Raw genomic sequence first — 23,863 nt, 5'->3', positions numbered from 1 at the left:
CAGCACGAAAAGGCGCTGCACACAAAGGCGCACAGACGCACCCGACCGGAGAAATGAGCTCCCCTATGACCGACATCGGTACGACCGACACCGACTCCCGCATCCGCAAAGTCGTCATCCTCGGCGGTGGCACGGCCGGATGGATGACCGCCGCCTATCTCGGCAAGGCGCTCCAGGGCACCGTCGACATCCAGGTACTGGAGGCCCCGTCCATTCCCCGGATCGGCGTGGGCGAGGCCACCGTGCCGAATCTGCACCGAGTGCTCTTCGACTACCTCGGCATATCCGAGGAGGAGTGGATGCGCGAGTGCAACGCCAGCTTCAAGATGGCCGTGCGCTTCGTCAACTGGCGCACCCCGGGCCGCGGTGAGCCCGGGGCGCGCACGCTGGACAGCGGCCGGCCGGACCACTTCTACCACCCGTTCGGCATCCTGCCCGACCACGACAACACGCCGCTGTCCCACTACTGGTACAAGAACAGGCACGAGGGCCGCACCGACGAGCCGTTCGACTACGCCTGCTTCCGCGAGCCGCCGGTGATGGACGCGAAGAAGTCACCGAAGTGGCTCGACGGCACCGAGTCCACCCGGTACGCCTGGCACTTCGACGCCGCCCTGGTCGCCGACTTCCTGCGCCGCTTCGCCACCGACAAGCAGGGCGTGGAGCACATCCAGGACGAGATGGTGCGGGTCGAGCAGGACGGGCGCGGCCATGTCACGGCCCTGCACACCAAGTCCGGCCGGGTGCTCGACGCCGACCTGTTCGTCGACTGCTCGGGCTTCCGCGGGCTGCTGATCAACAAGGCGCTGGGCGAGCCGTTCGTCGACATGAGCGACCACCTGATGTGTGACAGCGCGGTGGCCACCGCCGTGCCGCACGACGACGAGGCGAACGGGGTCGAGCCGTACACCTCGGCCATCGCGATGTCCTCCGGCTGGGCCTGGAAGATTCCGATGCTGGGCCGTTTCGGGTCCGGCTACGTCTATTCCAGCAGATTCACCTCGCAGGACGAGGCGACCGCGGAGTTCTGTGAACTGTGGGGGCTCGACCCCGCCCAGACGCAGTTCAACCACGTCCGCTTCCGGGTCGGCCGCAACCGCCGCGCCTGGGTCAACAACGTAGTGAGCATAGGCCTTTCCTCGTGCTTCCTGGAGCCGCTGGAGTCGACCGGCATCTACTTCATCACCGCCGCGATCTACCAGCTCGCCAAGCATTTCCCCGACCGCACCTTCAACCCGGCCCTGGTGGACAGCTTCAACCAGGAGATCGAGGTGATGTTCGACGACACCCGTGACTTCATCCAGGCGCATTTCTACTACGCGCCGCGCAACGACTCGCCGTTCTGGCAGGCCCAGAAGGAGCTGAAGCTGCCGGAGAACATCCAGCGGAAGATCGAGGCGTACAAGGCGGGACTCCCGGTCAATTCCCCGATCGCCGACGAGTCCACGTACTACGGGAACTTCGAGGCGGAGTTCCGCAACTTCTGGACCAACGGCAGCTATTACTGCATCTTCGCCGGCCTCGGCCTGGAGCCGGACAGTCCGCTGCCCGCGCTCGCCCACAAGCCGGAGTCCGTCGCGGGCGCCCAGCCGCTGTTCGACAAGGTCAAACAGGAGCAGCAGCACCTGTTGGACACGCTGCCCAGCGCCTACGACTACCTGCGCAGCCTGCACGGAAAGTAGCCCCCGACCGCCCCCGACCACGGATCGGCCCGGCGGCGCTGAGCCACCGCAGCCCGCCGGGCCAGACCCGCACCGTCCCGATCCCGTGCCCGATCCTGCTTCCGACAGGAGCCGACCGCATGACTGGTACAGCTGAGACGACGACCACCCTCTCGACCACTTCGACCCCTTCGGCGGCGCCGGCCGCCGCGCCGGACTCACCCGACATACGCCCCCTGATGGCGTCCTTCCCCTCCGGGGTCAGCGTGGTGACCGCGCTCGGCGCCGACTCCGCCCCGCGCGGGATGACGTGCAGCTCGCTGGCGAGCGTGGCGCTGGACCCGGCGACCCTGGTGGTCTGCCTGCGCACCGCCGGCCCGACCCTGCGTGCCGCCCTGGACAGCGGGCACTTCGCTCTGAACCTGCTGCACGAGGAGGCGCGGACCGTCTCCGACCTGTTCGCCTCCGGCAGCACCGACCGGTTCGCGCACGCCGAGTGGCGGCTCCCGCTGGGTGCCGCGGGGCCGCACCTGACGGAGGCCGCGCTCGCCGTCGCGGACTGCACGGTGGTGCACGCCGTGGAGGTCGGCGACCACACGGCCGTCTTCGGCCGGGTCACCCGCGTCACCCACACCGACGGCAGATCACCGCTGCTCTACGGCAGACGCCGGTACGCCCGCTGGTCGGCGGCCGAGTCGGCCCCGGCGCCGGAGGCACGGCCCGCGCCGGCCCCCGCCCTGCCGGCACCCGCGCTCGCCGTACCCTCACCCCTGGAAGGAGAAGCCCGTGTCGGCTCCTGACCCGCTGCCCGGCCTGCTCGTCGCCGTACCCGTGGTGATCGGCGTGTGCCGTATCGGCGCGCTGCTCTTCCGCCGGATCGGGCAGCCCCCGGTCATCGGCGAGATCACCCTCGGCATCCTGCTCGGCCCGTCGCTGCTCGGCTGGATCTCCCCCGCCGCCCAGCACTGGCTGTTCCCGGCGGAGATCCTCCCCCACCTGCTGGTGCTGGGCAATCTCGGCCTGCTCGCCTTCATGTTCCTGGTCGGCCTGGAGCTGGACCTGTCGGCCCTGCGCGGCCACAGCCGTACAGCGGTCACCGTCTCCTACGTCGGCATCGCGCTGCCTCTGCTGCTGGGCGCGCTGCTGGCGCTCGGGATGTACGGCCCGTTCGCTCCGGCCGGGGTGCACCGGCTGCCGTTCGTCCTGTTCGTCGCCGTCGCCATGAGCATCACCGCCTTCCCGGTGCTGGCCCGCATCCTCACCGACCGCGGCCTCTACACCACTCCCCTCGGGTCGCTGGCGATGGCGTGCGCGGCCGTGGACGACGTCAGCGCGTGGTGCCTGCTGGCGCTGGTCGCGGCGGTCAGCACCAGTGGCTCGGCGGAGCAGGCGGCCGTCACCGCTGCCTGGTCGCTGGTCTTCGTGGCCTGCATGATGTACCTGGTGCGGCCGGTGCTGGCCCGGCTGGCCCGGCAGGCCGGCAAGGTCGCGGAGAGCTCGGTCCTGGTGCTCGTCTTCGCCGGCCTGTGCGTGTCTGCCTTCGTCACGGACGGCATCGGCATCCACGCCCTGTTCGGCGCGTTCCTCTTCGGCGTGGTCATGCCCCGCGGTTCCCGGGCGGTCGAGCTGTCCGCCGCCCGGCTGCGGGCGTTCACCGTCCCGGTGCTGCTGCCGCTGTTCTTCGTCAGCACCGGCTTGCGCACCGACGTCTCGCTGCTCACCGGTGACGCCGCCCAGTGGCTGTGGGCCGGTGCCGTCCTGGCGGTTGCCCTGCTCGGCAAGTTCGGCGGCAGTACGGCGGCGGCACGGCTGTCGGGCCAGTCCTGGCGGGACGCGATGTCGGTCGGCGCGCTGATGAACTGCCGCGGCCTGACCGAGCTTGTCGTCCTCAACCTCGGCCTGGAACTGGGCGTCATCGGCCCGGACCTGTTCACCATCCTGGTCCTGATGGCCCTGATCACCACGGCCATGACCTCTCCCGCCCTCGCCTGGTTCCGCCGTACACCGGCCCCGGAACCGTCCGGCCCCGTCCCCCAGCCGGTCACCGCCGCGTGACGCGGCCCGCCGCAGGCGGGTCCGCCCGACGGGCCGCCCCGGCCGCTCCGGCCCGGGCCGGTGCGGGTCCGCCCGGACGCGCGCCACGGCCCCCGCCGCACGCCGGTCCGGATCCGCGGCCCCGCGCCCCGCCCGCCCCCGCGCCTCCGGTTCCCGCCGTGACGGCGGCAACCGGAGGCGTCTCGGTCGTACGGATGCCCATGGTCAGGCCGCCGGTGTCAGGGCGTAGGTGGCGCTGGCCAGAGCCCAGCGTTCGAGGGTGGACCAGGCGGCACCCGAGTCGATCGCCTCGGCGGCCCGGCCCACGGCCGGGGCGAGACGTTCGGTGACCGTCCGTCCGCCGGCCGGCTCCAGCGCGGCCAGGGCGGCGGCGGCCGAGAGGAGGACGGCGTCCCGCACCGGCCCCCGCTCACCGCCGAGAATCCGCCGCGCCACGTCCGCGTTGTATCCGGCGTCCGCCCCGCGCAGCGCCTCGACCGGGGCGTACCCGAAACCTATTGCCCGTGGGTCGAACGACTCCTGGCGGACCGTGCCGCCTTCGACCGTGAGGACGGTGGAGGTGGTGGTGACGGTCAGTTCGTCCAGCCCGTCGTCGCCGCGGAACACCAGCGCGTCGACCCCCCGGCGCGCCAGCACCCCGGCGACGAGCGGCAGCAGCCGGGCGTCGGCGACGCCGACCGCCTGGGCCGCGGGCGACGCCGGGTTGGTCAGCGGCCCGAGGGCGTTGAAGACGGTGAGGATGCCGAGCGCGCGCCGGGCGACCGCCGCGTGCCGCATCGCCGGATGGAAGTCCGGGGCGTAGCAGAACGTGATCCCGACCTCCTCCGCCAGTGCCGCCACCTGTCCCGGCGGCAGCCGCAGACTCACCCCGAGCTTCTCCAGTACGTCGGCCGAGCCCGAGGCGGAACTGGAGGCACGGTTGCCGTGCTTGACGACGCGCGCTCCCGCGCCCGCCGCCACGACCGCGGACATCGTGGAAATGTTGACGGTCTTCGCCCCGTCCCCGCCGGTGCCCACCACATCGACGGTCCTCCCCGGCACGTCGATGCGTACTGCGTGCGCCATCATGCCCCGCACCAACCCTTCCAGTTCGCCGACCGTCTCCCCCTTGGCGCGCAGCGCCACCAGGAAGCCGGCGATCAGGGCGTCGGAGGCTTTGCCCCGCATCACCTGGTCCATCACCCACGCGGTGTCCGGCTCGGACAGGTCGCGACCGTTCAGGACGGAGCCGAGCAGTCCGGGCCAGGACCGTTGCGGCCCACCCGATGCGGTCCTTGCGTTCACTCCGGTTCTCCTTCAGTCATCCGGTCCGGGGACCAGTGCCCAGCGGGCGTCAGCTCCAGGGATCCACACCGTCGTCGCCGGCCACCACGTTGCTCCACGGGTCCACACCCTCGTCGCCCGCCACCACGTTGCTCCACGGGTCCACACCGTCATCGCCCGCCACCACGTTGCTCCACGGGTCCACACCGTCATCGCCCGCCACCACGTTGCTCCACGGGTCCACACCGTCATCGCCCGCCACCACGTTGCTCCACGGGTCCACACCCTCGCCGCCGACCGCCGCGCTGGTGAACAAGGCGCCGGCCGCGAACGCGGCTACGGCGAGGGCCTGGATCCCGGACTTCTTGATCTGCGTGAGCTGCATTTCCGTCTCCCCGTTAATTGTTCTCGTGGTTTCGGTCCGTCCCGTTCCGTCCCGACACCGAGAAAATTACGGAGCTACGGCTTTAGTTGATTATCGGAGGCGCTTCACCGATCTCTGCTGGAGCAATAACGGCGATATACTCGCAGGTCACAATGGGTTAAAGGAGAATGCGGACCCATGGATTCCAGGGGTAGCGCGGGGGCTGCGGAGGCCCTCCCCGCAGCTCGCACGGGCCATACGCGAAAAGAATTCAATTCCTCAGACAGCCGGTACGACGGCCCGTGCCGGCATCCGCAGGAAATTCTCCAGCAGCTGCATTCCACCCACCGTGGTGATGGACTCGGGATGGAACTGCACCCCTTCCACCGCCAACGCGCGGTGCCGCAGACCCATGACATAGCCGTCGTCGACAGCCCGTGCCGTCACGGTCAGCTCCCGCGGCAACGGCTCCTCGACGACGAGCGAGTGGTACCGGGTGGCGGTCACCTCGTCGCCCAGGCCGGTGAAAACCCCGGCGCCGTCGTGCGCGACGGGGCTGGTCTTGCCGTGCTTGAGCCGGGCGGCGACGGCGATCCGTGCCCCGTAGGCGAGGCCGATCGCCTGGTGGCCGAGGCAGATGCCGAGCAGCGGCACCCGCCCGGCGAAGGTGTGCACCAGCTCCACGTGCCCCGAGTCGGCCGGATGGCCCGGCCCGGGCCCCAGCACCACCGCCTCCGCCCCCCGTGCCGCGAGCTGCGCCGGGGTGCGGGTGCCCGACCGCACCACGTCGGTCTCGGCGCCCAGGGTGCGCAGGTACTGGTCGATGATGTGGGTGAAGCTGTCGTAGGCGTCGACGAGCAGGACCTTCACGGCAGCAGCTCCTCACCGGTGAGCGCCCAATAGGCGGCGCCCATCTTGTGCAGCGTCTCGTGCCACTCGGCGAGCGGCTCGGAGTCGGCGACGATGCCGGCGCAGCTCTGGGTGGAGTACGCCGTCCCGTCGTGGGTGATGGTGCGGATGCACAGGGCGAGCCGGGACCAGCCGCGCACGTCGACCAGGCCGACCGCGCCCGCGTACATCCGCCGGGGCTCGCTCTCCAACTCCTCGATGATCTCCATGGCGCGGATCTTCGGGGCGCCGGTGACCGTGCCGGCCGGGAAGGTGGCGCGCAGCGCCGACCAGGTGTCCTCGCCGGGCGCGAGGGCACCCTCGACGGTGGAGACCAGATGGAAGACGTGCGAGTACGTCTCCACGGTCATCAGCCGCTGCACGTCCAGTGTGCCCGGCACACTGACCCGGCCGATGTCGTTGCGGCACAGGTCGACCAGCATGACGTGCTCGGCGCGTTCCTTCTCGCTGGCCTTCAGTGCCTCGATGCGCGGCCCGTCGACCGCCGGGTCGCCGCTGCGCGGGGTGGTGCCGGCGATGGGCCGCATGACGATCCGGTCGCCCTCGGTGCGGAACAGCACCTCAGGGCTGGCGCCGATGAGCGTGGAGCCGTCGCGCGGGACGAGGTACATGTACGGCGACGGGTTGCGGTGCCGCAGCCTCCGGTAGACGTCCAGCGGCGTCAGCTCGGTGTCCACGTCGATGCGATGGCCGATCTGGATCTGGTAGATGTCCCCGACGCCGATGTGTGCCATGCAGCGTTCCACCTGGGCGAGGAAGGTCCGCTCATCGGTGCTGTCGCGGACCGTGCGCGGGACGGGCACCGCGGGCAGCGGGGCGGGCTCCGGCGCGGGCGGGCGCAGCCCGGCGGCGACCGCGGCGACGAGGCCGGGGAGAGCGGCGGGTGGGAAGTCCGGGCAACGGGCGGTGAGCAGCCGGGCGGTGCCCGCGTCGAGGTCGTAGCACACGACCTCGCGGAAGAGGGTCAGGACGAGGTCGGGGCCGCCGTCGGCTGTGCGCTCGGGCAGCCGTTCCATGTGCCAGGCGGCGCCGTAGCCGACTGTGGCCAGGAAGCCGAAGGCGTATCCGTCCGCGGGCACCGAGCTCTCCACGGTGAACGCCCGCTGGGCGGCCCGCAGCAGCTCCCACACCTGGTCGGCGTCGGCCAGGGCGCGGGCCCCGTCCGGCAGTTCGGCCAGCCCCAGGTCGACGGCGGCGGCGCGCAGCGCCTCGGTGACGGCGGGGGCTCCGTCGACGGTGACGCGGTCGGAATGCACCTGGAGTTCGGCGAGCCGGCCGTGGCCGACGACGGCGCCGTTGCCGTCCCCCTCGGGGGCGGCGAGGCTCTCCAGCAGGAACACCTCGTCAGCGGCGCGGGCGCGCAGGGCCGCGTACAGGTCCAGCGGGTCGTGCGGGGGCAGGAAGGTCTCGTCGACGCGGACGGTGAGGGACCGGCGTGGTGCGCCGGCCGCTCGGGGCGGTGAGTCGAGCAGTGTGGTCACAGGTGAACCCATCCTCGAAAGGTGGCGGGCGATGGTCAGCCGTAGCGGCGCAGCTCGTGGAAGAAGTCCTGCTCGACGGCGAGTTCACCGGATTCGAGCAGCCGGTCGTAGACGTGCTTGCCGACGGCGAGGTCGAGGACGCCGAGTCCGAACGGCGAGAAGAACACGGGCCGGTCGGCGGGCACAGCGGCCACGCCGGTCAGCACGTCGTAGAGGGTGCCGTCGATGAACTCCCTTCCGCCGCTGAGCCGTTCGGCCAGGTGCGGGGATGTGTCGGCCTTCAGGCAGTGCTCGACGTCGTCGACGAAGTTGGCGCCGGTGAGGATCACCTCCGGCGCCAGGTCGCGCAGCGACACGTGCAGCACCAGCGGGTGGTGGCCGAACCAGCCGGGGTCGGTGACGTGCGGGGTGCCGGCGACGGTGGCGAAGACGACGAGGTCGCTGCCGCGGACGAGGTCCTCGGCCGAGCCGTGCACGGTGACCCGGCCCCCGGACCCGGAGCGGTCGAGGTGTCCGGCGAACCCGGCGGCGTGCTCCGCCGACAGGTCGTGCACGCCGATCTCGTCGAACTCCCAGCCGGTACCCGCCAGATACTGGTGGATGTACCGGGCGATGAGACCGGTGCCGAAGAAGCCCACGCGGCGCGGCCGGTCCCCGCGCGCCCGGCCGAGGGCCTCGGCGGCCAGCGCCGCGGAGGCGGCCGTACGAGCCGCGCTGATGATCGAACTCTCCAGGCAGGCCAGCGGATAGCCGGTGTCCGGGTCGTTGAGGATGAGCACGGCGGAGGCGCGCGGGAGGCCCGCCGCCACGTTGTCGGGGAAGCTGGAGATCCATTTCAGGCCGTCCACGCCGATGCCGCCGCCGATCGACGCGGGGAGCGCGATGATGCGGGAGGCCGGCCGGTCGGGGAAGCGAAGGAAGTAGGACGGCGGATTGACGGTGTCACCGGCACCGTGGACGCGGTACGCCGTTTCGATCAGACGCACCACCTCCTGGTGGCGGCCCGCCAGGACCCGGTGGACCTGGGCCCCGGAGATCACGGCGAAGGTGGGCGCCTTGGCGACAGGCGGCATCGTGTACTCCACATTTCGGCTGACAGTGGTACCGGCCGAACGTAGGCAGCCCGCTTATCGGTGGGGTATCGGTCGTCTACAACGGCAGTCACGGGGACCCGGGCCCCGCCCCGCAGCCGCCCGGCGTCAGCCTTCCTCGTTCTCCAGCCGGGCCAGCGCGCGTTCCGCCTCCGCGCGCCACTGCGGGGCGTCGGCGCGGACGAAGACGTCGTGGGCGGTGGTCAGCCGTTCACGCGCCGCGTCGTGGCGGCCCAGGCGGCGCAGCGTGTCGCCGAGGGCGAGGTTGATCCGGCCGTCGACGAGGGGGGCGTCGATGCGTTCGACGATCTCCAGCGCCTCGGTCAGCGTGGTCGCGGCGGCGTCCACCTCGTCCGCGCCCAGGCGGCTCTCCCCGAGTCCCAACAGGGCGTAGGCGAGCCCCACCCGGTCGGACTTGTCGGTGACCAGCGCGACCACCTGCTGGAACGCTTTTTCCGCCTGGTCGAAGTCCGACCGGGCCAGATGCACCCGGCCCAGCCGGTGCAGGGTCTGGGCGGCGCCGCGCCGGCTGCCGCCGCCGATCGACTCCATGAGCTGCACCGCTTCGAGACTCAGCTTCATCGCCAGCTCGGTGGAGCCGCGGTCCAGTTCGATCTGCGCCATGTTGTCGAGCGTGTGCGCCTCGGAGGAAGTGTCGCCGACCCGGCGCAGGATGTCCCGGGCCGTCCGCAGCCGCTCCATGGCGACGTCCAGGTTGCCGCGGAACCGGTCCAGGATCGACAGGTTGCGCAGGTTCAGCGCCTGCCCGTGCTCCTCGTCGGCCTGCTCGAACAGCTCCAGCGCCTCGCTGTAGCGGGCGTGCGCCTCCTCCAGTCGGCGGTAGGACTGGGCGACGCCGCCGAGCTGGTGGAGCATGGCGGCCTGCCCGCGCAGGTTGCCCGTCCTGCGGGCCGCGGCCAGCGCCGCCTCGGAGCAGATCCGCCAGTCGTCCAGGTAGTGCCGCGTCTCGAAGAGCACCGCCGCCGAGACCGTGAGGTCCCAGGCGAGGTCGGCCATGCCCAGGGCGGCCGTCTGCTCGACCGCGGCGACCAGCGACAGGCGTTCCGCCTCCAGCCATTCCAGCGGCGAGTCGAGGAGTTCGTCGAGGTGGATGGGGTCGACCCGCCGACGCGCCACCTCGCTGTGCACGACGCTGAAGTGGCCGCCGAACTCCCGCCGGTGGGCCTCCTCCGCGATCGTCAGCCAGGTGCGGAAAGCGCGCTCGCGGGCGGCCCGCTGGGCGTCCGACGGCTCCTCGGCGTAGGCCCGCTCGCGGGCGTAGAGGCGCATCAGGTTCTGCAGCCGGTAGCGCAGTCGGCCGGTCGCGTCGACGCCGACGACCTCCAGGAACTGGGCGTCGACGAGATCCTCCATGATCCGCTCGGCGTCCAGCACGTCGATGTCGAGCAGCGCGCCGCCGACCCAGGCGGCGAAGTCCGGCACGTCGAGCAGGCCGAGCCGCCGGTAGAGCAGCGCCGCGTCCTCGGGCAGATAGCGGTACGACAGCGCGAAGCTGGCCCGTACCCGGGAAGCGCCCTGGCTCAGCTCGTCCAGCCGACGGGCCTCGTCGTTGAGCCGGGTCACCAGGTGCCGTACGGTCCAGTGCGGTTTGGAGGCGAGCCGGGCGGCGGCGATGCGAAGTGCCAGCGGCAGCCGGTCGCACAGCTCGGCCAGCCGTACGGTGTCGGCGCGGGCGGAGGCGATGCGTTCGGTGCCGACGATCCGGCCGAGCAGTTCCACGGCCTCCGGCTCGGGCAGCACGCCGAGGTGCACCCGGGCCTCCTGCGGCCAGGTGACCAGTTCCTCCAGCTGGTCCCGGCTGGTGACCAGCACGGCGCAGCGCCCGCTGCCGGGCAGCAGGGTGCGCAGCTGCGCATAGGAGCGGACGTTGTCCAGGACGACGAGCACCTGCCGCTCGGCGAGCACGCTGCGGTACAGCGCGACGAGCGCCTCCGTCTCCGGCGGTATCTGGTCACTGGGTACGCCCAGCGAGCGCAGGAAGCGGCTGATGACGTCGGCGGCGACGGTCGGCTCGTGCTCCTCGTCGTAGCCACGCAGGTCGGCGAAGAGCCGTCCGTCCGGGAAGTGGGCGGCGGCCCGGTGGGCCCAGCGGACCGCGAGGCCGGTCTTGCCGACGCCCGCGATACCGGTGATCAGCCCGAAGGCGGGCCCCTGTTGCCGGTCCCGGTCGGCCACCAGCAGGTCCAGTAACGCCAGTTCGGCCCCGCGGCCGGTGAAGCCGGGCACGTCCGGCGGGAGTTCGGAGGGGACGATGACGGAGTCGGAGCGCAGCGCCTCGGTGGTGGAAACCGGCGGCGCGGGGGCGAGGGAGGGGTCGTCGCGCAGGATCGCGTCGTGCAGTTCCTGCAGGTCGGGACCCGGCTCCATGCCGAGTTCCTCGATGAACTGGGCGCGCGCCTCCCGGAAGGTGCCCATCGCCTCGGCCCGCCGCCCGGACCGGTACTGCGCGAGCATCAGATGGTGCCGGGTGCGCTCGCGCAGCGGATGCTCCCGCACGACGGACGTCAGCTCCGGTACGAGGTCCTGGTGGCTGCCGAGTTCCAGCAGGACGGCGGTGGCGTCGTCGTAGGCGTTGAGACGGTGTCCTTCGAGCCGGGCGGCCTCGTCCTCCACCACCGGGCTGGCGATGCCGGCGAAGGCGGGGCCCGTCCACAGGGCGAGGGCCTGCGCGTAGCTGTCGGCCGCGTCGGCGTGTCGGCCCTGTTCCACTGCCGTCTCGGCGTCCTTGACCAGCCGGGCGAAGTCCACCGAGTCGACCGCGTGACCCTCGGATCTGAGGACGTAACCGGGGTGGGCGGTGACGATGATGTCCTCGGTGACGCCCTCGGCCTTGAAGGTCTTGCGCAGGGCGGCGATCACGATCGCGATCTGGGTACGGGCGGTGGCGGGAGGGCCACTGTTCCAGACAGCGTCGACGAGGGTGTCGACCGGCACGATCCGGCCGGGGTTGAGCAGCAGCAGAGCCAGGACCGTTCGCTGGCGCGCACCGCCGACGGTGAGCGCACGGCCGTTCGCCGTCACCGACAGGGGCCCAAGGATCTTGAAACCGACCCGCTCACCCACGGATGTTCCCCCCAGAACTCCGCCCACCGTCCTCACCGGAGCGCCTGGACGACAATACCTGAGCGGCCGGGCCGGTTCCCTGGTGTTTTCCGGCCGTCCCTGAGGTCAGGGGCTTCGATGACGCGGAATCAGGGAATCCTCTTTCCTTTTCTCGGACTGCACAAGAGATCAGGTGTGCGCATTCGCATCGAGTAATCCGGGGTGGAATAGCGCTTCCGGGAACCCGTTGATCCTTACCTTCGGTAACCATGACACTCCCCGGGACCTGTGGTGGTCGGATTCCACACCCGGGATCCGACCACCCCGCCCGCGCGAATGGCTGATTCGCTATCGCACAGGTGATCCGATCAAGCCATACCGGACAACCGCCTTGTCCGGTGGGCCCGCGTGGCCCAGGGAGCAGGTGGGAGCAGCCGGAAAACAATGGCCCCCGTGGCCGGATCAACGATGTCCACCGCCCCGCAGGCGGACGCGGAACCGGCACCCTGACCGAAAACGATCAGGCCGCGGAGGCGTGAACGGCCGCTCAGCGCCCGTCCGGTGCCCGCAACCTTCGCTCCTCGCGACGCAACCGGAGCCGGGAACGGGGACCGGCGGCCGGTACCGCGGGACCGGCCGCCGCCCGGTCCGGACCCGACCCGGCGGCCGGCCATCCCGCCACGATGGGCACACTTCTGGATCCGATCGGGCACAAGGGCACAGCGCCGCAACCGCACTGACGGGTGCGACGGCCGAGGCCGGCGCCGCAGTCCCCGAGTCACGGCCGAGGCCACCGCGAGAACCCGGCGCCCATGGCCGACATCGCCGCCACGCTCCGCGCAGGACCGGCAGAGGTCTGCGGCGGTAGCCAGGTCGTTCGTCTCCACACGCCGCAGCGCCTGGGCCCGCTCCTCCACGGTGGGGTCCAGGGCATCGAGCCGGGCGCGGATCCGGTCGGACGCCTGCTGCCGGAAGCCGGGCAGGTCACTTCGCACCGTGCCGAGCGCCCGCCGCACGCCCGGCGGGTCGTGCCGGTCACCGCCTTCGAGGCGGTCTTGGGCGTCGGCCGGCAGCTCCTGTAGGCCCGACTCCTGATCCTCGGTCACGGCCCCTGCAGGCCGCCGTGGCGCGGCGCCGTCTCTCCGGCCTCCCCGGGCCCTCGGCCCCTGCAGGCGCCCCCGACACCCAGGCGGGTACGTCACCGAGGGAACCCACCTCTGGGTGGGCGCCCTCCCGATCCCTCTCGAGCCGGGGCTCGCTCATACCCGGCAGCTCGGGCGCCTCCGGCGGATCGTGCCGGGAAGCGTCACGGCCGAGCCGCCGAGCTTCCTCGCCGAGCAGCACTCCACGGCCGGGAAGGGGCGATCTGCACGAGGTTGTTGAGTTCCAGCAGGGTCCGCATGGGCAGCAGGATCCAGCAGGATCCACATGTGGCACTCGTCACCGCCGGCCAGGGGTGACCCCAGCGTTCACCGGTCAGGTCCTGGCGGGTCAGCACGGCCCGAACGGCGAGGGGGTGGGCGACCGGTACGCAGATCTCGACCGGCCTTCGCCGAGGAGGGCTTCTCCGCACCGGCCGGTACGGGGAGCCGGGCCGGGTCGGAATCGTGGGCGAGCGCGAGGTCGGCGCCCCCTGAGACAAGGTCCATGCACCGCTCGCCCGTGGCGGACCGCATACGGCAGACGGCCCTCCTCCGGACAGGAAGGGCCCCTGAGCATGGCCGCACCCGCGTACGTCAGCGGCTACGCGGGATCCAGCACGGGCTTCGCAGGGAGCCCGCCGTTGTTCTCGCAGCGCAGTTCCTTGGCCATGGCCAGCGAGACGGAGTGGGCTACGGTCGCGTAGGCGTCCTTCAGGGCCTTGGTGTCACCCTCGGGTTCCGTCGGAAACATCCAGCGCTCCACGCCGATGACGACGTGGGCCTCTGTCGTCGAGTTGGAGAACCTGTCGCTCCGGCACGCGAAATAGACGCGCGCCTTGTCTACTGCCGCCACGGCCCGCTCCCCCATCTTCAGCACAGTGAAATTCGGGGCCGGGGTGCCCGTCGGGGGGCCGTCATTCAGCCCCCAGGTGACTCGGATCGCGAAATCCGACGTACCGTCGGCCGTGTAGATGCGGCAGACGTCGTCTCGCCCATTGGTGGCGACCGGAAACGCCTCGGCGAGGCCCGTCGCGGCCTGCGCGACGGTGGACGTATCCGCCGTCGTCCCGAACCGCGATGACCCCGTGATCACCTTCAGTGCCTTGGACGCCTGGGCTGACACGGCGTCGCCACCGCACAGTTGCGTCCCCGCCAGAGCCTTGTCGGCCGCTTCCCTGTCTCCGTCCCCACCACAACCGGTGGTCCCGAGATACAACAAGCCGACCACGGCCCCGGAGAGGAGTCTCCCGCGTACCGACCTACGACTGATCACTGTCCGCATCCTCACGTGTCCTCGGCCGTCCACCGGCCTCAGCCGGTCTCCGGACCGTTGCCCTGCTGCTGCGCCCGGTCGTTGCCGACCCCGTAGCCGATCAGCATCGATTGGCGCAGGTCCTCCTCGAACACAGTGTCCTCATCCACGATGTACCGATCCAGGAAAGCCTCCATCGGCGCCTCGGCCATGCTCTCACCGGCGGAGTAGATCTTGTTCTTCTCCTCGTCGATAAGGTCCTCCACCTTCTCCTTGTGCTCATCCACCGAGTTGCCAGAGATGTCGCCAACCATCTGGCCGATGACCTGTTCGGCAGCGCCAGCGGCGGTATCCGTCGCCAGCGGGATGAGCACCGCGGCCGTGCCCACGGCCGCGGTCGCGGGCAGGAAGGCGACGCCCGCCGCGATGCCCGCCGCGGCCCCGAACTGGACCCAGCCCGCCCGCTTGGCGACCGCCTTCTCGTAGTCCTCGTGGGTCTTGAGGTTCGTCGCTTCCACCTGGTCTGCCCGGGACTGGTCGAGCATGCCCTGCACCTCGGCGCCCACACGCACGGCCGCCCTGGCAGCACCCTCCTTGATCCCGTCCGGGCCCACCGTCCCTTCCAGCACACTACGGGTGTAGACCTGCTCCGCGGCCGAGAGCGTCGCGTAGGCGTCCGGATGCTGCCCCAGGGTGCTGAGGAAGCCCCGGGCGACGCTGCGCCCGTGCCCGTCCACGGTGTCCGCGAAGTCGATGTGCCCCTCCGGGTTCTTGCCCGGCGCGAACACGCTGCCCGAGTCGTTCTTGGCCAACGCCCAGTTGATGTCGTCGATGTAGCCGCCGCCCATGACGCCCAGGCTGTCGGACATCGCCTCGTGGTGCTCCTTGAGCAGAGCCGGGTCCGCGGCGTACTTCTCCATGACCTTCTGCATGACCGCGGCGTTGTCCGCGTCCCGCACCACACCGGCGTCCGGGTGCCCGGCCGGGTAGCCGAGGGTCGCCGCCTCCAGGGCGTGGCCGAGGGCGTCGGGCATCTGGCCGAGCGCCGCCTCGTGCTCGTCGACCGAGTTGACGTCGGGGAAGGACTCCCACTTCTCGTCGCTGAAGAAGTCCAAGTAGTTGTCGAACGGCTCGCCGTCCTTGTTCTTCCCGAGCGCGGCCGTGGCGCCTTGGTTGACCGTGCCGTCCTCGTTGTAGGCGGTCGGCGGGTCGGTGAAGAACTTCTTCGCCGCTTCCGGGCTGTTGCCGAGCGCTTCCAGCATGGCGGTGGCCGGGTCGTAGCCGGCGCCGTTCACGCCGGAGGGGTTGTACGGGTTCTTGAACAGACTGTTCACCGCCTTGTTCTCGGCGAACATGTCCGGTTCCTTCGCGTGCAGTTGCGCCACGTGTTCGGCGATCGGGTTGAGGAACTTCGCGTCATAGTTCCCGTGCCGCATGATCCCGCCGAGCAGCTGATAGCCGAATGGCCCGCCGTAGTCGTTCTTGGACAGCGGAATGCGCTCCGTACCCAACTTGCGGAGCTCCGGGCCCCACTTGTCGGCGAATTCCTTGTCGTGTGAGGCGGTGGCCAGGTTGAGGCCGAGGTTCTCCTGGAGCTGCTGGACGTCCTTGAGGCGCTGCGGGTCGACCTTGGCGTACTCGTACGTGTCCATGGAGAGCTGGCCGAAGAACGCGAGGGACTTCTCGGGGCCGAGCTTCTCGTAGAAGCTCTTGGAGAACTCCACCGACTTGCCGTTGTCCTTCAGCAGCTCGTTGAGCTGCTGGAGTTCGGAGTGTGTGAGGTCCCGGCCCTTGCCCGCCAGAGCGGCGGCGCGGGCGGCTTCCTCCTGGTCCAGCTTCGTGTACGTCGGAGCGTTGAAGTCCTTGCGGTCGGTGACGTTGGCCTCAAGGGTGTTCTTGAGGGCGACGTCGGCGTCGTTGCAGTTGTCGACGATGCGGTCGATCCTCTTCTGCCACGACTCGATGTTCCGCTGCTCCTCCCGTAGAAGATCGCTGTAGTCGGGGTCGTGCCGCGCCGCGGGGATCTGGGACAACGGGCTTTTCGCCGTGACCTTGCCGTTGCCGTCCACGCGGATGCCGGCCGCGGGCCCCTCGTGGTCCCGGATGTTGACCAGGTCGTCCCTGGCCTTCTTGATGGCCGCGTGACCCTCTTCCAGGATCAGCTTCACGCCCTTGGCCTCCGCGGCAGCGTCCGCGAACTCCTTGGCCGTCTTACCGATGAACGCCTTGGTGACCCCGGCGTTGACACCCTCCCAGGAGGCTTTGTCCGCCTTTGCCTTCATCCCGTCGATGGCGTCCGTGGCAAGAGTGTCCAGCTTCTTCGCCATCTCCGACCAGTCGTCGACAGCGGCCTTCAACTTCGCCACCGGCGCGTCGATGATGTCCTCGTACGTCAGCATGGTGCGCGCTCCCCCGAGCCCTATTTCATGTAGTCCGACAGCACGGACGTCCGCATGAGATCCCCCTCGATCTTCACCTCGTCCTTGGCGTGCTGCGCCTTGCTGTAATCGAGGTGATTGGAAATCTGCGCGCAGGCGTCCAGCAGCGTCCTCAGATGGGTCTGCCAGAAATCGTGCACCTTCAGCACGGCCGAACCGCTCACGAAGTTCCCGTTGGTCAGCGCTATCGCCGCGTCGAACGTGGCGGGACGGGCGATGTCGCCCTCCTTCCCCAGCCGCCCCAACAGGTCATACGCTTCATTGCCGATAGCGCCGAGATCGTCCCGATTGACCACCAGGTTCTTCCCGCCACCACCACCTGCACCGCCCGCGGCCGGAGCGCTGTTGAGCCGCATGGCAGTCCGCTCGGTCGCCGCCTCGCGCAATTCGGCCCATTCTTGCTCGAACGTCACGATTTCTCCCAAGCTCATCCGGGCAGGCCACTCCACCGTACGCGCGCGGCCACCGACCTGATCACCTGTCTCTTGTACCATCACCCGCCCGGGGGCCCGGTAGTTGATTCCCCGAAGCCCGGACGACAACGACCGAGTCCCGGCACGGTCATGCCCAGTGGAACCGGCCTCCCCGCCTGCCCGAAACCGGCAGATGCGACCCTCGTAGGACTCCGCCAGGTCTTCGGGTTCGGCCTCTTCCTGGGCATGGTGGACGGACGGACGCACATGAAGCGAACCGTTTCCGGGTGAGGTTGGCGTTGTACGTGGCTGATGTGTCCGCCTCGGGGCCACGCAAGGAGCAGCGGGCCAAGGGCGACTGCTACCCACGGGGACTGATGCTGGACGGCCGCCGCAAGTCGATCCAGGCTCTGGCCGTTCGTCTGCCGGACGGCAACGGACAGAAACTGCAGCACAGTTCGTGAACCAGTCCACCTGGGACCCGATGCCGGTGCAGCGGCTGATCCGTGAGCGCATGCTGCCCCTGGCCGAAGCGGCGGCCTGAGTGATCGACGACGGTCAGTGTCCAAGGACGGCCGGATGTCGGCCGGGGTGGCTCCGCAACACTGCGGAGCCCTGGGCGAAGGTGCCAACTGCCAGGTCGTGGTCGGCGTCCACGCCGCCGGTGACACCGCCTCCTGCCCGCTGCAGTGGCGGCTGGCTCTGGACATGCTCGACGCCCTGGCCGACTGGGGCATGAGCCCGCCCGTGGTCGTGGCTGATGCCGCCTACGGCACCAATGCCCACCTGCGGGCCGGCCTGGCCCAGCGGGGAATCGACTACATGCCGGCCGTCCGCGCGGACGTGAGTGCCCACCCGTTCGACGTCCAGCGCGTGGCTCCGGACCGCAAGGGTCCCGCCGACTGCCGCACCACGACGGATGCGGCTGGTTTCCGCGGCGATCGTCCGTGCCTCGTCCAGGCTGGTAGCCCTCGCCGCACGGGCCTCCAGGTCACGGAGGCCCGTGCGGACGTCTCCGGTCTGCGGACTATGGCCACCTGCACGGCCCAGCCCTGCACGAAGTTCCGCAACGGCGTCGCGGAGACACTGAGCCGGACGGCCAGAGCCGGCGACTCGTCGATGCCCCTCTGTCATCAGTGGCATTCGCCGGGATCAGGGCTGCACAGCACCCCGCAGGAGCACCGTTCCTGGTGGGCAACAGCTACCGCGCAGAACCGCAGGCCCTCCACCCTCCGGCGGTCCGAGCGTCATATGAGCGTCAAGATCTTCCGCAAGTCGACTCTCCTTCGCCCCCACGCGGGTCTCGGCAGCGGAAAACCGCAGGTGAGGTACTGAGTTGCCGTCCGACCTGTTGGACACGGCAAAACAGGTCGAGAGTCGACCCGGAACAGAGAACCTGCAGGTCAGGCACCCTTGCCGACAGGCTCAAGGATCGCCACGCACTCCACATGGTGGGTCATCGGAAACAGATCGAACGCCCGCAGCGTCCGCACCCGATATCCACCCTCCTTGAAGTACCCCAGATCCCGCGCCAGCGCGGCCGGGTCGCAGGCCACGTACGCGATCCGGCGCGCCCCCAGCGACGACATGTGCTGGACGGTCTTCTTGCCCGCCCCGGCGCGCGGCGGGTCCAGAACGATCAGGTCGACCTCGGTAATGCCTGTCTTCGGCAGCACCGCCTCGACCTTGCCCTGTTCGATCCGGACCCGGTCGAAGGCGGCGAGGTTGTGCCGGGCGTCCTCGACGGCACGCTTGCCGGACTCGATGCCGAGGACTGCCCCCTTGTCGCCGACGCGGTCGGCGAGGGCGCCCGCGAACAGGCCGACGCCGCAGTAGAGGTCGAGGGCCATGTCACCCTTGCGCGGGAGCAGGCCCTGCATGACCGCCTTCATCAGCGTGTCCGCCGCCATCGGGTGGACCTGCCAGAAGCCGCCGCTGCCGACCCGGTACGTACGGCCGTCGGCGCGCTCGCGGACGAACGCGCGGCCGTGGACGCGGTGGATGCCACCGTCGTGCTCCTCGACGCGCATGACGGAGACGGGCTTGTCGAGCTCGACCAGGGGCAGACGGGCGCCCGGCTTCGGCTCCAGGATGACCATGCGGTCCTGGGATCCGGTCGCGGCGATCGCGTCGACGGACTCCATCCCGGCCCAGTCGCGCTGTTCGATGCCCAGCTCGCTGATGCCGGCCGCCGCGATCATGCAGTGCTCGATCGGCTCGACCACGTGCGAACGGTGGCGCCGCAGCCCGGCGTTGCCGTCCGCGTCCACCGCGTACTGCACCCTCGTACGCCACTGAGGCACCTCGCCCGGCGGCAGCTTGTCGCCCTCGGCCGGCATCACCGTGCCGTCCCAGCCGGCCTCCTCCGGGGTCAGGCCGGCGAGCCGCTTCAGCTGTTCGGCGACGACCTCGCCCTTGAGTCGGCGCTGGGCGCCCGGCTTGGCGTGCTGCCAGTCGCAGCCGCCGCAGCGGCCGGGGCCCGCGTAGGGGCAGGGGGCCTCGACGCGGTCCTTGGAGGCCGACAGGACCGAGACGGCGTCCGCCCGCAGGAAGCGCGCGCCCTCCTCACCGTCGGTCACCCTCACCACGACCCGCTCGCCGGGCAGCGCGTGCCGTACGAAGAGGACCTGACCATCGGAGGTACGCGCGACGCAGTGGCCGCCGTGGGCGACGGGGCCGACCTCGACCTCGTATTCCTCTCCCACCAGCGATTTCTTCGGTTCTGCCTGCATGGTGGGGTGACTCCAGGAGATGAGGAACGCGACAACGGCCGGACAACAGCCCACCAGTCTACGTGGGTGCCGTCCGACCGTTGACCACGAACGTCAGCTCATGTCGAACATCAGCTCTGGTCGGCCGACGACTTGCTCGACGACTTGGTCGACGGCTTGGCCGACGGCTCCTTCGGCCGCTCGTGCGCCGGCCCGCGCCGCACCGACCCAGGCGCGCTCCATTCCTGCCGCTTGCGCGCCCGTCGCTTGGCGACCTCGGAGGACTCCAGCTGGTAGGGCACGGAGGTCACCATGACGCCCGGCGTGAAGAGCAGCCGGCCCTTGAGCCGGAGTGCGCTCTGGTTGTGCAGCAGGTGCTCGTACCAGTGGCCGACCACGTACTCGGGGATGATCACCGACACCGCGTCGCGCGGGGACTCCTTGCGCAGCCCCTTGACGTACTCGATGACCGGCCGGGTGACCTCGCGGTACGGCGAGTCGAGGACCTTCAGCGGTACGTCGATGCCGCGCCGGGTCCACTCCTCCTGGAGGGCCTTGGTCTCGGCCGGGTCGACGTTGACGCTGAGCGCCTCCAGGGTGTGGGAGCGCATCAGCTTGGCGTAGGCGAGGGCGCGCAGGGTGGGGCGGTGGATCCTGGAGATCAGCACCACGGAGTGGACCCTCGACGGCCGTACGACGTCGTCGCTCGGGCCGTCCGGCGCGGCGATCTCCGCGGCGACCCGGTCGTAGTGCTTACGGATGGCCGTCATCGTCGCGTAGAAGATCACCATGCCGAGCAGGGCGACCCAGGCACCGTGCGTGAACTTGGTGCCGAGGACGACGATCAGGACCAGTCCGGTGAAGAACGCGCCGAAGGTGTTGATCGCGCGGGAGCGGACCATGTGGCGGCGCTTGGCCGGGTCCTTCTCGGTGCGCAGATGGCGGTTCCAGTGCCGGACCATGCCCGTCTGGCTGAGCGTGAAGGAGACGAACACCCCGACGATGTACAGCTGGATCAGGCGCGTGGAGTCGGCGCCGTAGATCCACACCAGGAGCACGGCGGCACCCGCGAGGAGCACGATGCCGTTGGAGAAGGCGAGACGGTCGCCGCGGGTGTGCAGCTGGCGCGGGAGGTAGCGGTCCTGGGCGAGGATCGAGCCGAGCAGCGGGAAGCCGTTGTAGGCGGTGTTGGCGGCCAGGAACAGCACGAGGGCGGTGGCGGCGGCCAGCACGACGAACAGGAACGTGCCGTCGCCGAAGACGGCCGCGGCGACCTGGGAGATCACCGGGTTCTGGACGTAGGAGTCACCGACCGGGGTGCCGTCGCGGAACAGGTCGGCCGCCGGGTTCTCCGCCATCCGCACCTTGGTGACCATGGCGAGGCCGATGATGCCGCAGAACATGGTGACGGCGAGCAGGCCCATCGCGGCGAGCGTGGTGGCCGCGTTCTTCGACTTGGGCTTGCGGAAGGCGGGTACGCCGTTGGAGATGGCCTCGACACCGGTGAGGGCGGCACAGCCGGAGGAGAAGGCCCGCAGCAGCAGGAAGACCAGCGCGAAGCCGGCGAGGCCCTGGTGCTCGGGCTTGATCTCCAGGCCGGCGGTGGGCGCCCGCATCGTGTCGTCGAGGACGAGGCCGCGGTAGGCACCCCAGGCGATCATCACGAAGACGCCGACGACGAAGACGTACGTCGGAATCGCGAAGAGTTTCCCGGACTCCTTCACGCCGCGCAGGTTCATCACCGTGAGCAGCACGATGATGCCGATCGCGCACAGCACCTTGTGCTCGACGAAGAAGGGGACGGCCGAACCGAGGTTCTCCACGCCGGAGGAGATCGACACGGCGACGGTGAGGACGTAGTCGACGAGGAGCGCGCTGGCGACGGTGAGGCCGGCCTTGGGGCCGAGGTTGGTGTTCGCCACCTCGTAGTCGCCGCCACCGCTCGGATACGCGTGCACGTTCTGCCGGTAGGACGCCACAACGGTGAACATCAGCACGACGACCGCGACGGCGATCCAGGGGCTGAAGTGGTAGGCCGACACGCCCGCGATGGAGAGAACCAGCAGCACCTCTCCGGGTGCGTACGCCACGGACGAGAGCGGGTCGGAGGCGAAGACGGGGAGAGCGATGCGCTTCGGCAGGAGCGTTTCGCCCAGCCGGTCGCTGCGCAGGGCGCGCCCGATCAGGATCCGTTTGGGCACGTCGGTCAGTTTGGACACGCAGAGGATCGTAAGCGCCCCGACTGGTTCTGGGCACATCCGGGTGAAATCCCGGCGGGCCCCGGGGTGAAATCCGTCCGGCGGCGACTGCGAAGTGCGTCACGTCACGCATCCTCCAGTCATACGGACGGCGTCCTCATGTCCATATGACGAATCCCGATCCATATGACGAATCCCGTGGCGTTCTCGTCCACCTCACCCTCCTCACCCTCTGGAGACCCCATGCAGGCCGCGACCGCGGAGCTGATCGGCGCTCTCGCCTCCCTCGTCGGGCTCGGCGTCCTGACGGGGATCAGCGTCCGCCGGATCAGCCGGCGTCGTCCCACGATGTGACCGGAGTCTGCACGGGGGTGCCCCCGGTGGACCGCACGTGTGTAGCTTGGGCGACGGTCTGAGACCCTGTTTTCGACGTTTCGGCTGAACAGTAGCTATTGACACCGGAAGGACGGTCGTGCACATCGTCATCATGGGCTGCGGGCGAGTGGGTTCCACCCTCGCCCAGACCCTGGAGCAACAGGGGCACACGGTCGCCGTGATCGACCAGGACCCCACGGCCTTCCGTCGTCTGGGCTCGGGCTTCGGCGGCCGGCGCGTCACCGGGGTCGGCTTCGACCGCGACACCCTGCGTGAGGCGGGCATCGAGGAGGCGGGGGCGTTCGCCGCCGTCTCCAGCGGTGACAACTCGAACATCATCGCCGCCCGTGTCGCCCGCGAGATGTTCGGCATCGAGAACGTGGCGGCGAGGATCTACGACCCCCGCCGCGCCGAGGTGTACCAGCGTCTGGGCATCCCGACGGTCGCCACGGTCCGCTGGACCGCCGACCAGATGCTCCGCCGGCTGCTGCCCTCCGGGGCGGAGCCGCTGTGGCGCGACCCCACCGGCGGTGTCCAGCTCGCCGAGGTGCACGCCTCGTCGGCCTGGGTGGGCCACAAGATCAGCAAGATGCAGGAGGAGACCGGCGTCCGCGTCGCGTTCCTCACCCGCCTGGGCGAGGCGATCCTGCCGTCCTCGCAGACGGTGCTGCAGGAGGGCGACCTCGTGCACGTGATGATGCGGACGGACGACGTCGAGAAGGTCGAGGCGACCTTCGCCGAGGGCCCCGACGAGGAAGGCGGTCACTGATGAGGGTCGCCATTGCCGGTGCCGGAGCGGTCGGCCGCTCGATCGCGGGCGAACTGCTGGAGAACGGCCACGAGGTCCTTCTCGTCGACAAGGCGCCGACCGCCATCTCGGTCGAGCGCGTCCCCCAGGCGGAGTGGCTGCTGGCCGACGCCTGTGAGATCACGTCCCTGGACGAGGCGGCGCTCCAGCGTTGCAACGTCGTCATCGCCGCGACCGGCGACGACAAGGTCAACCTGGTCGTCTCGCTGCTGGCGAAGACGGAGTACGGCGTTCCGCGCGTCGTCGCCCGCGTCAACAACCCCAAGAACGAGTGGCTGTTCAACGAGTCCTGGGGCGTGGACGTGGCCGTGTCGACCCCCCGGCTGATGTCGGCCCTGGTCGAGGAGGCCGTCAGCGTCGGTGACCTGGTCCGGCTCCTCCGCTTCAGCCACGGCGACGCGAACCTGGTCGAGCTGACCCTGCCGCCCGAGTCGGCCCTGGCCGGCACGCAGGTGGGCGACGTCGAGTGGCCGGAGGACACCTCCCTGGTCACGATCATCCGCGGCACCCGGGTCCTCACCCCCACTCCGGACGACTCCCTGGAGGCGGGCGACGAACTCCTCTTCGTGGCCGCCCAGGCCCGCGAGGAACAGCTGGAGGACCTCCTGTCGGTCCGCCGCGAGGACGCGACGAGCTAGC

The 23,863-nt window shown here is 70.2% G+C and carries 17 protein-coding genes and 1 pseudogene; 7 read left to right on the top strand and 11 right to left on the bottom strand.

Annotation, left to right across the window (positions count from 1 at the left end):
- Window positions 1–65 precede the first annotated feature (65 nt).
- The 3 genes from OG858_RS34075 to OG858_RS34065 all read left to right on the top strand — a co-directional run bounded on the left by OG858_RS34075 (window position 66) and on the right by OG858_RS34065 (window position 3,716).
- Complete coding sequence (locus OG858_RS34075) at window positions 66–1,682, top strand: tryptophan halogenase family protein (protein WP_086752046.1); 1,617 nt, start codon at window positions 66–68, stop codon at window positions 1,680–1,682.
- Between the two features lie 119 nt (window positions 1,683–1,801).
- On the top strand, window positions 1,802–2,461 hold the full coding sequence (locus tag OG858_RS34070; protein WP_086752044.1) for a flavin reductase family protein: 660 nt from the start codon (window positions 1,802–1,804) through the stop codon (window positions 2,459–2,461).
- Entirely contained in the window at window positions 2,448–3,716 is a 1,269-nt protein-coding gene (locus tag OG858_RS34065; protein ID WP_327745040.1) for a cation:proton antiporter domain-containing protein, read from the top strand. The genes OG858_RS34070 and OG858_RS34065 overlap by 14 nt, the downstream gene beginning before the upstream one ends.
- A 204-nt stretch (window positions 3,717–3,920) precedes the next feature.
- Here the strand turns inward: OG858_RS34065 and trpD are convergent, their stop codons facing one another.
- From trpD to OG858_RS34035, 6 genes are all read right to left on the bottom strand, one after another.
- Window positions 3,921–5,000, bottom strand: a complete 1,080-nt coding sequence (trpD, locus tag OG858_RS34060) for an anthranilate phosphoribosyltransferase (protein WP_327745039.1) — start codon at window positions 4,998–5,000, stop codon at window positions 3,921–3,923.
- Window positions 5,001–5,049: 49 nt separating this feature from the next.
- Window positions 5,050–5,364, bottom strand: coding sequence for a hypothetical protein (locus OG858_RS34055; RefSeq protein ID WP_328544172.1), 315 nt, complete (start codon window positions 5,362–5,364; stop codon window positions 5,050–5,052).
- 258 nt (window positions 5,365–5,622) lie between these two features.
- Window positions 5,623–6,213: an anthranilate synthase component II gene (locus OG858_RS34050; protein ID WP_086753003.1), complete on the bottom strand. Its 591-nt coding sequence runs from the start codon at window positions 6,211–6,213 to the stop codon at window positions 5,623–5,625.
- The gene (locus OG858_RS34045) at window positions 6,210–7,733 is read right to left on the bottom strand and encodes an anthranilate synthase component I family protein (RefSeq protein WP_327745037.1); all 1,524 of its coding nucleotides are present in this window, start codon (window positions 7,731–7,733) and stop codon (window positions 6,210–6,212) included. Before OG858_RS34045 ends, OG858_RS34050 begins: the two co-directional genes overlap by 4 nt.
- A gap of 35 nt (window positions 7,734–7,768) precedes the next feature.
- Window positions 7,769–8,806, bottom strand: coding sequence for a 2,3-diaminopropionate biosynthesis protein SbnB (sbnB, locus tag OG858_RS34040; protein ID WP_319264501.1), 1,038 nt, complete (start codon window positions 8,804–8,806; stop codon window positions 7,769–7,771).
- 126 nt (window positions 8,807–8,932) lie between these two features.
- Window positions 8,933–11,908 carry an AfsR/SARP family transcriptional regulator gene (locus OG858_RS34035; protein WP_327725088.1) on the bottom strand — a complete coding sequence of 992 codons (2,976 nt, stop codon included), beginning with the start codon at window positions 11,906–11,908 and terminating at the stop codon, window positions 8,933–8,935.
- A 791-nt stretch (window positions 11,909–12,699) separates the two neighbouring features.
- On the opposite strand from OG858_RS34035, the gene OG858_RS34030 reads away from it, so the two are divergent.
- Entirely contained in the window at window positions 12,700–12,969 is a 270-nt protein-coding gene (locus tag OG858_RS34030) for a hypothetical protein (RefSeq protein ID WP_327745036.1), read from the top strand.
- Between the two features lie 661 nt (window positions 12,970–13,630).
- On the opposite strand, the gene OG858_RS34025 is transcribed toward OG858_RS34030, so the two are convergent.
- Genes OG858_RS34025 through OG858_RS34015 form a run of 3 tightly spaced genes read right to left on the bottom strand, consistent with a single transcriptional unit; the run spans window position 13,631 to window position 17,132 of the window.
- Window positions 13,631–14,311: a hypothetical protein gene (locus tag OG858_RS34025; protein ID WP_327745035.1), complete on the bottom strand. Its 681-nt coding sequence runs from the start codon at window positions 14,309–14,311 to the stop codon at window positions 13,631–13,633.
- Between the two features lie 29 nt (window positions 14,312–14,340).
- Entirely contained in the window at window positions 14,341–16,680 is a 2,340-nt protein-coding gene (locus OG858_RS34020) for a hypothetical protein (protein ID WP_327745034.1), read from the bottom strand.
- Between the two features lie 20 nt (window positions 16,681–16,700).
- Entirely contained in the window at window positions 16,701–17,132 is a 432-nt protein-coding gene (locus OG858_RS34015) for a hypothetical protein (protein WP_319264495.1), read from the bottom strand.
- A 287-nt stretch (window positions 17,133–17,419) separates the two neighbouring features.
- On the opposite strand from OG858_RS34015, the pseudogene OG858_RS34010 reads away from it, so the two are divergent.
- A pseudogene (locus OG858_RS34010) lies at window positions 17,420–18,026 on the top strand (transposase); the annotation flags it as partial.
- Window positions 18,027–18,535: 509 nt separating this feature from the next.
- Here the strand turns inward: OG858_RS34010 and OG858_RS34005 are convergent.
- Both OG858_RS34005 and OG858_RS34000 read right to left on the bottom strand, forming a co-directional pair.
- Window positions 18,536–19,864 (bottom strand): class I SAM-dependent RNA methyltransferase, encoded by a 1,329-nt coding sequence (locus OG858_RS34005; RefSeq protein ID WP_319264493.1) that lies wholly within the window; start codon window positions 19,862–19,864, stop codon window positions 18,536–18,538.
- A gap of 110 nt (window positions 19,865–19,974) precedes the next feature.
- Window positions 19,975–22,062, bottom strand: coding sequence for an APC family permease (locus tag OG858_RS34000; RefSeq protein ID WP_319064357.1), 2,088 nt, complete (start codon window positions 22,060–22,062; stop codon window positions 19,975–19,977).
- Window positions 22,063–22,513: 451 nt separating this feature from the next.
- Here OG858_RS34000 and OG858_RS33995 point away from each other — a divergent pair, with 451 nt between their 5' ends.
- Both OG858_RS33995 and OG858_RS33990 read left to right on the top strand, forming a co-directional pair.
- On the top strand, window positions 22,514–23,185 hold the full coding sequence (locus OG858_RS33995; protein WP_037700766.1) for a potassium channel family protein: 672 nt from the start codon (window positions 22,514–22,516) through the stop codon (window positions 23,183–23,185).
- Window positions 23,185–23,862: a potassium channel family protein gene (locus tag OG858_RS33990; RefSeq protein ID WP_319064356.1), complete on the top strand. Its 678-nt coding sequence runs from the start codon at window positions 23,185–23,187 to the stop codon at window positions 23,860–23,862. Before OG858_RS33995 ends, OG858_RS33990 begins: the two co-directional genes overlap by 1 nt.
- Window position 23,863: the final 1 nt, after the last annotated feature.

This window comes from Streptomyces europaeiscabiei (assembly GCF_036346855.1).
Classification (GTDB): Bacteria; Actinomycetota; Actinomycetes; order Streptomycetales; family Streptomycetaceae; genus Streptomyces; species Streptomyces europaeiscabiei.
Note: the sequence above shows the minus strand (reverse complement) of the source record. Positions and strands in the feature narration are given on the sequence as shown.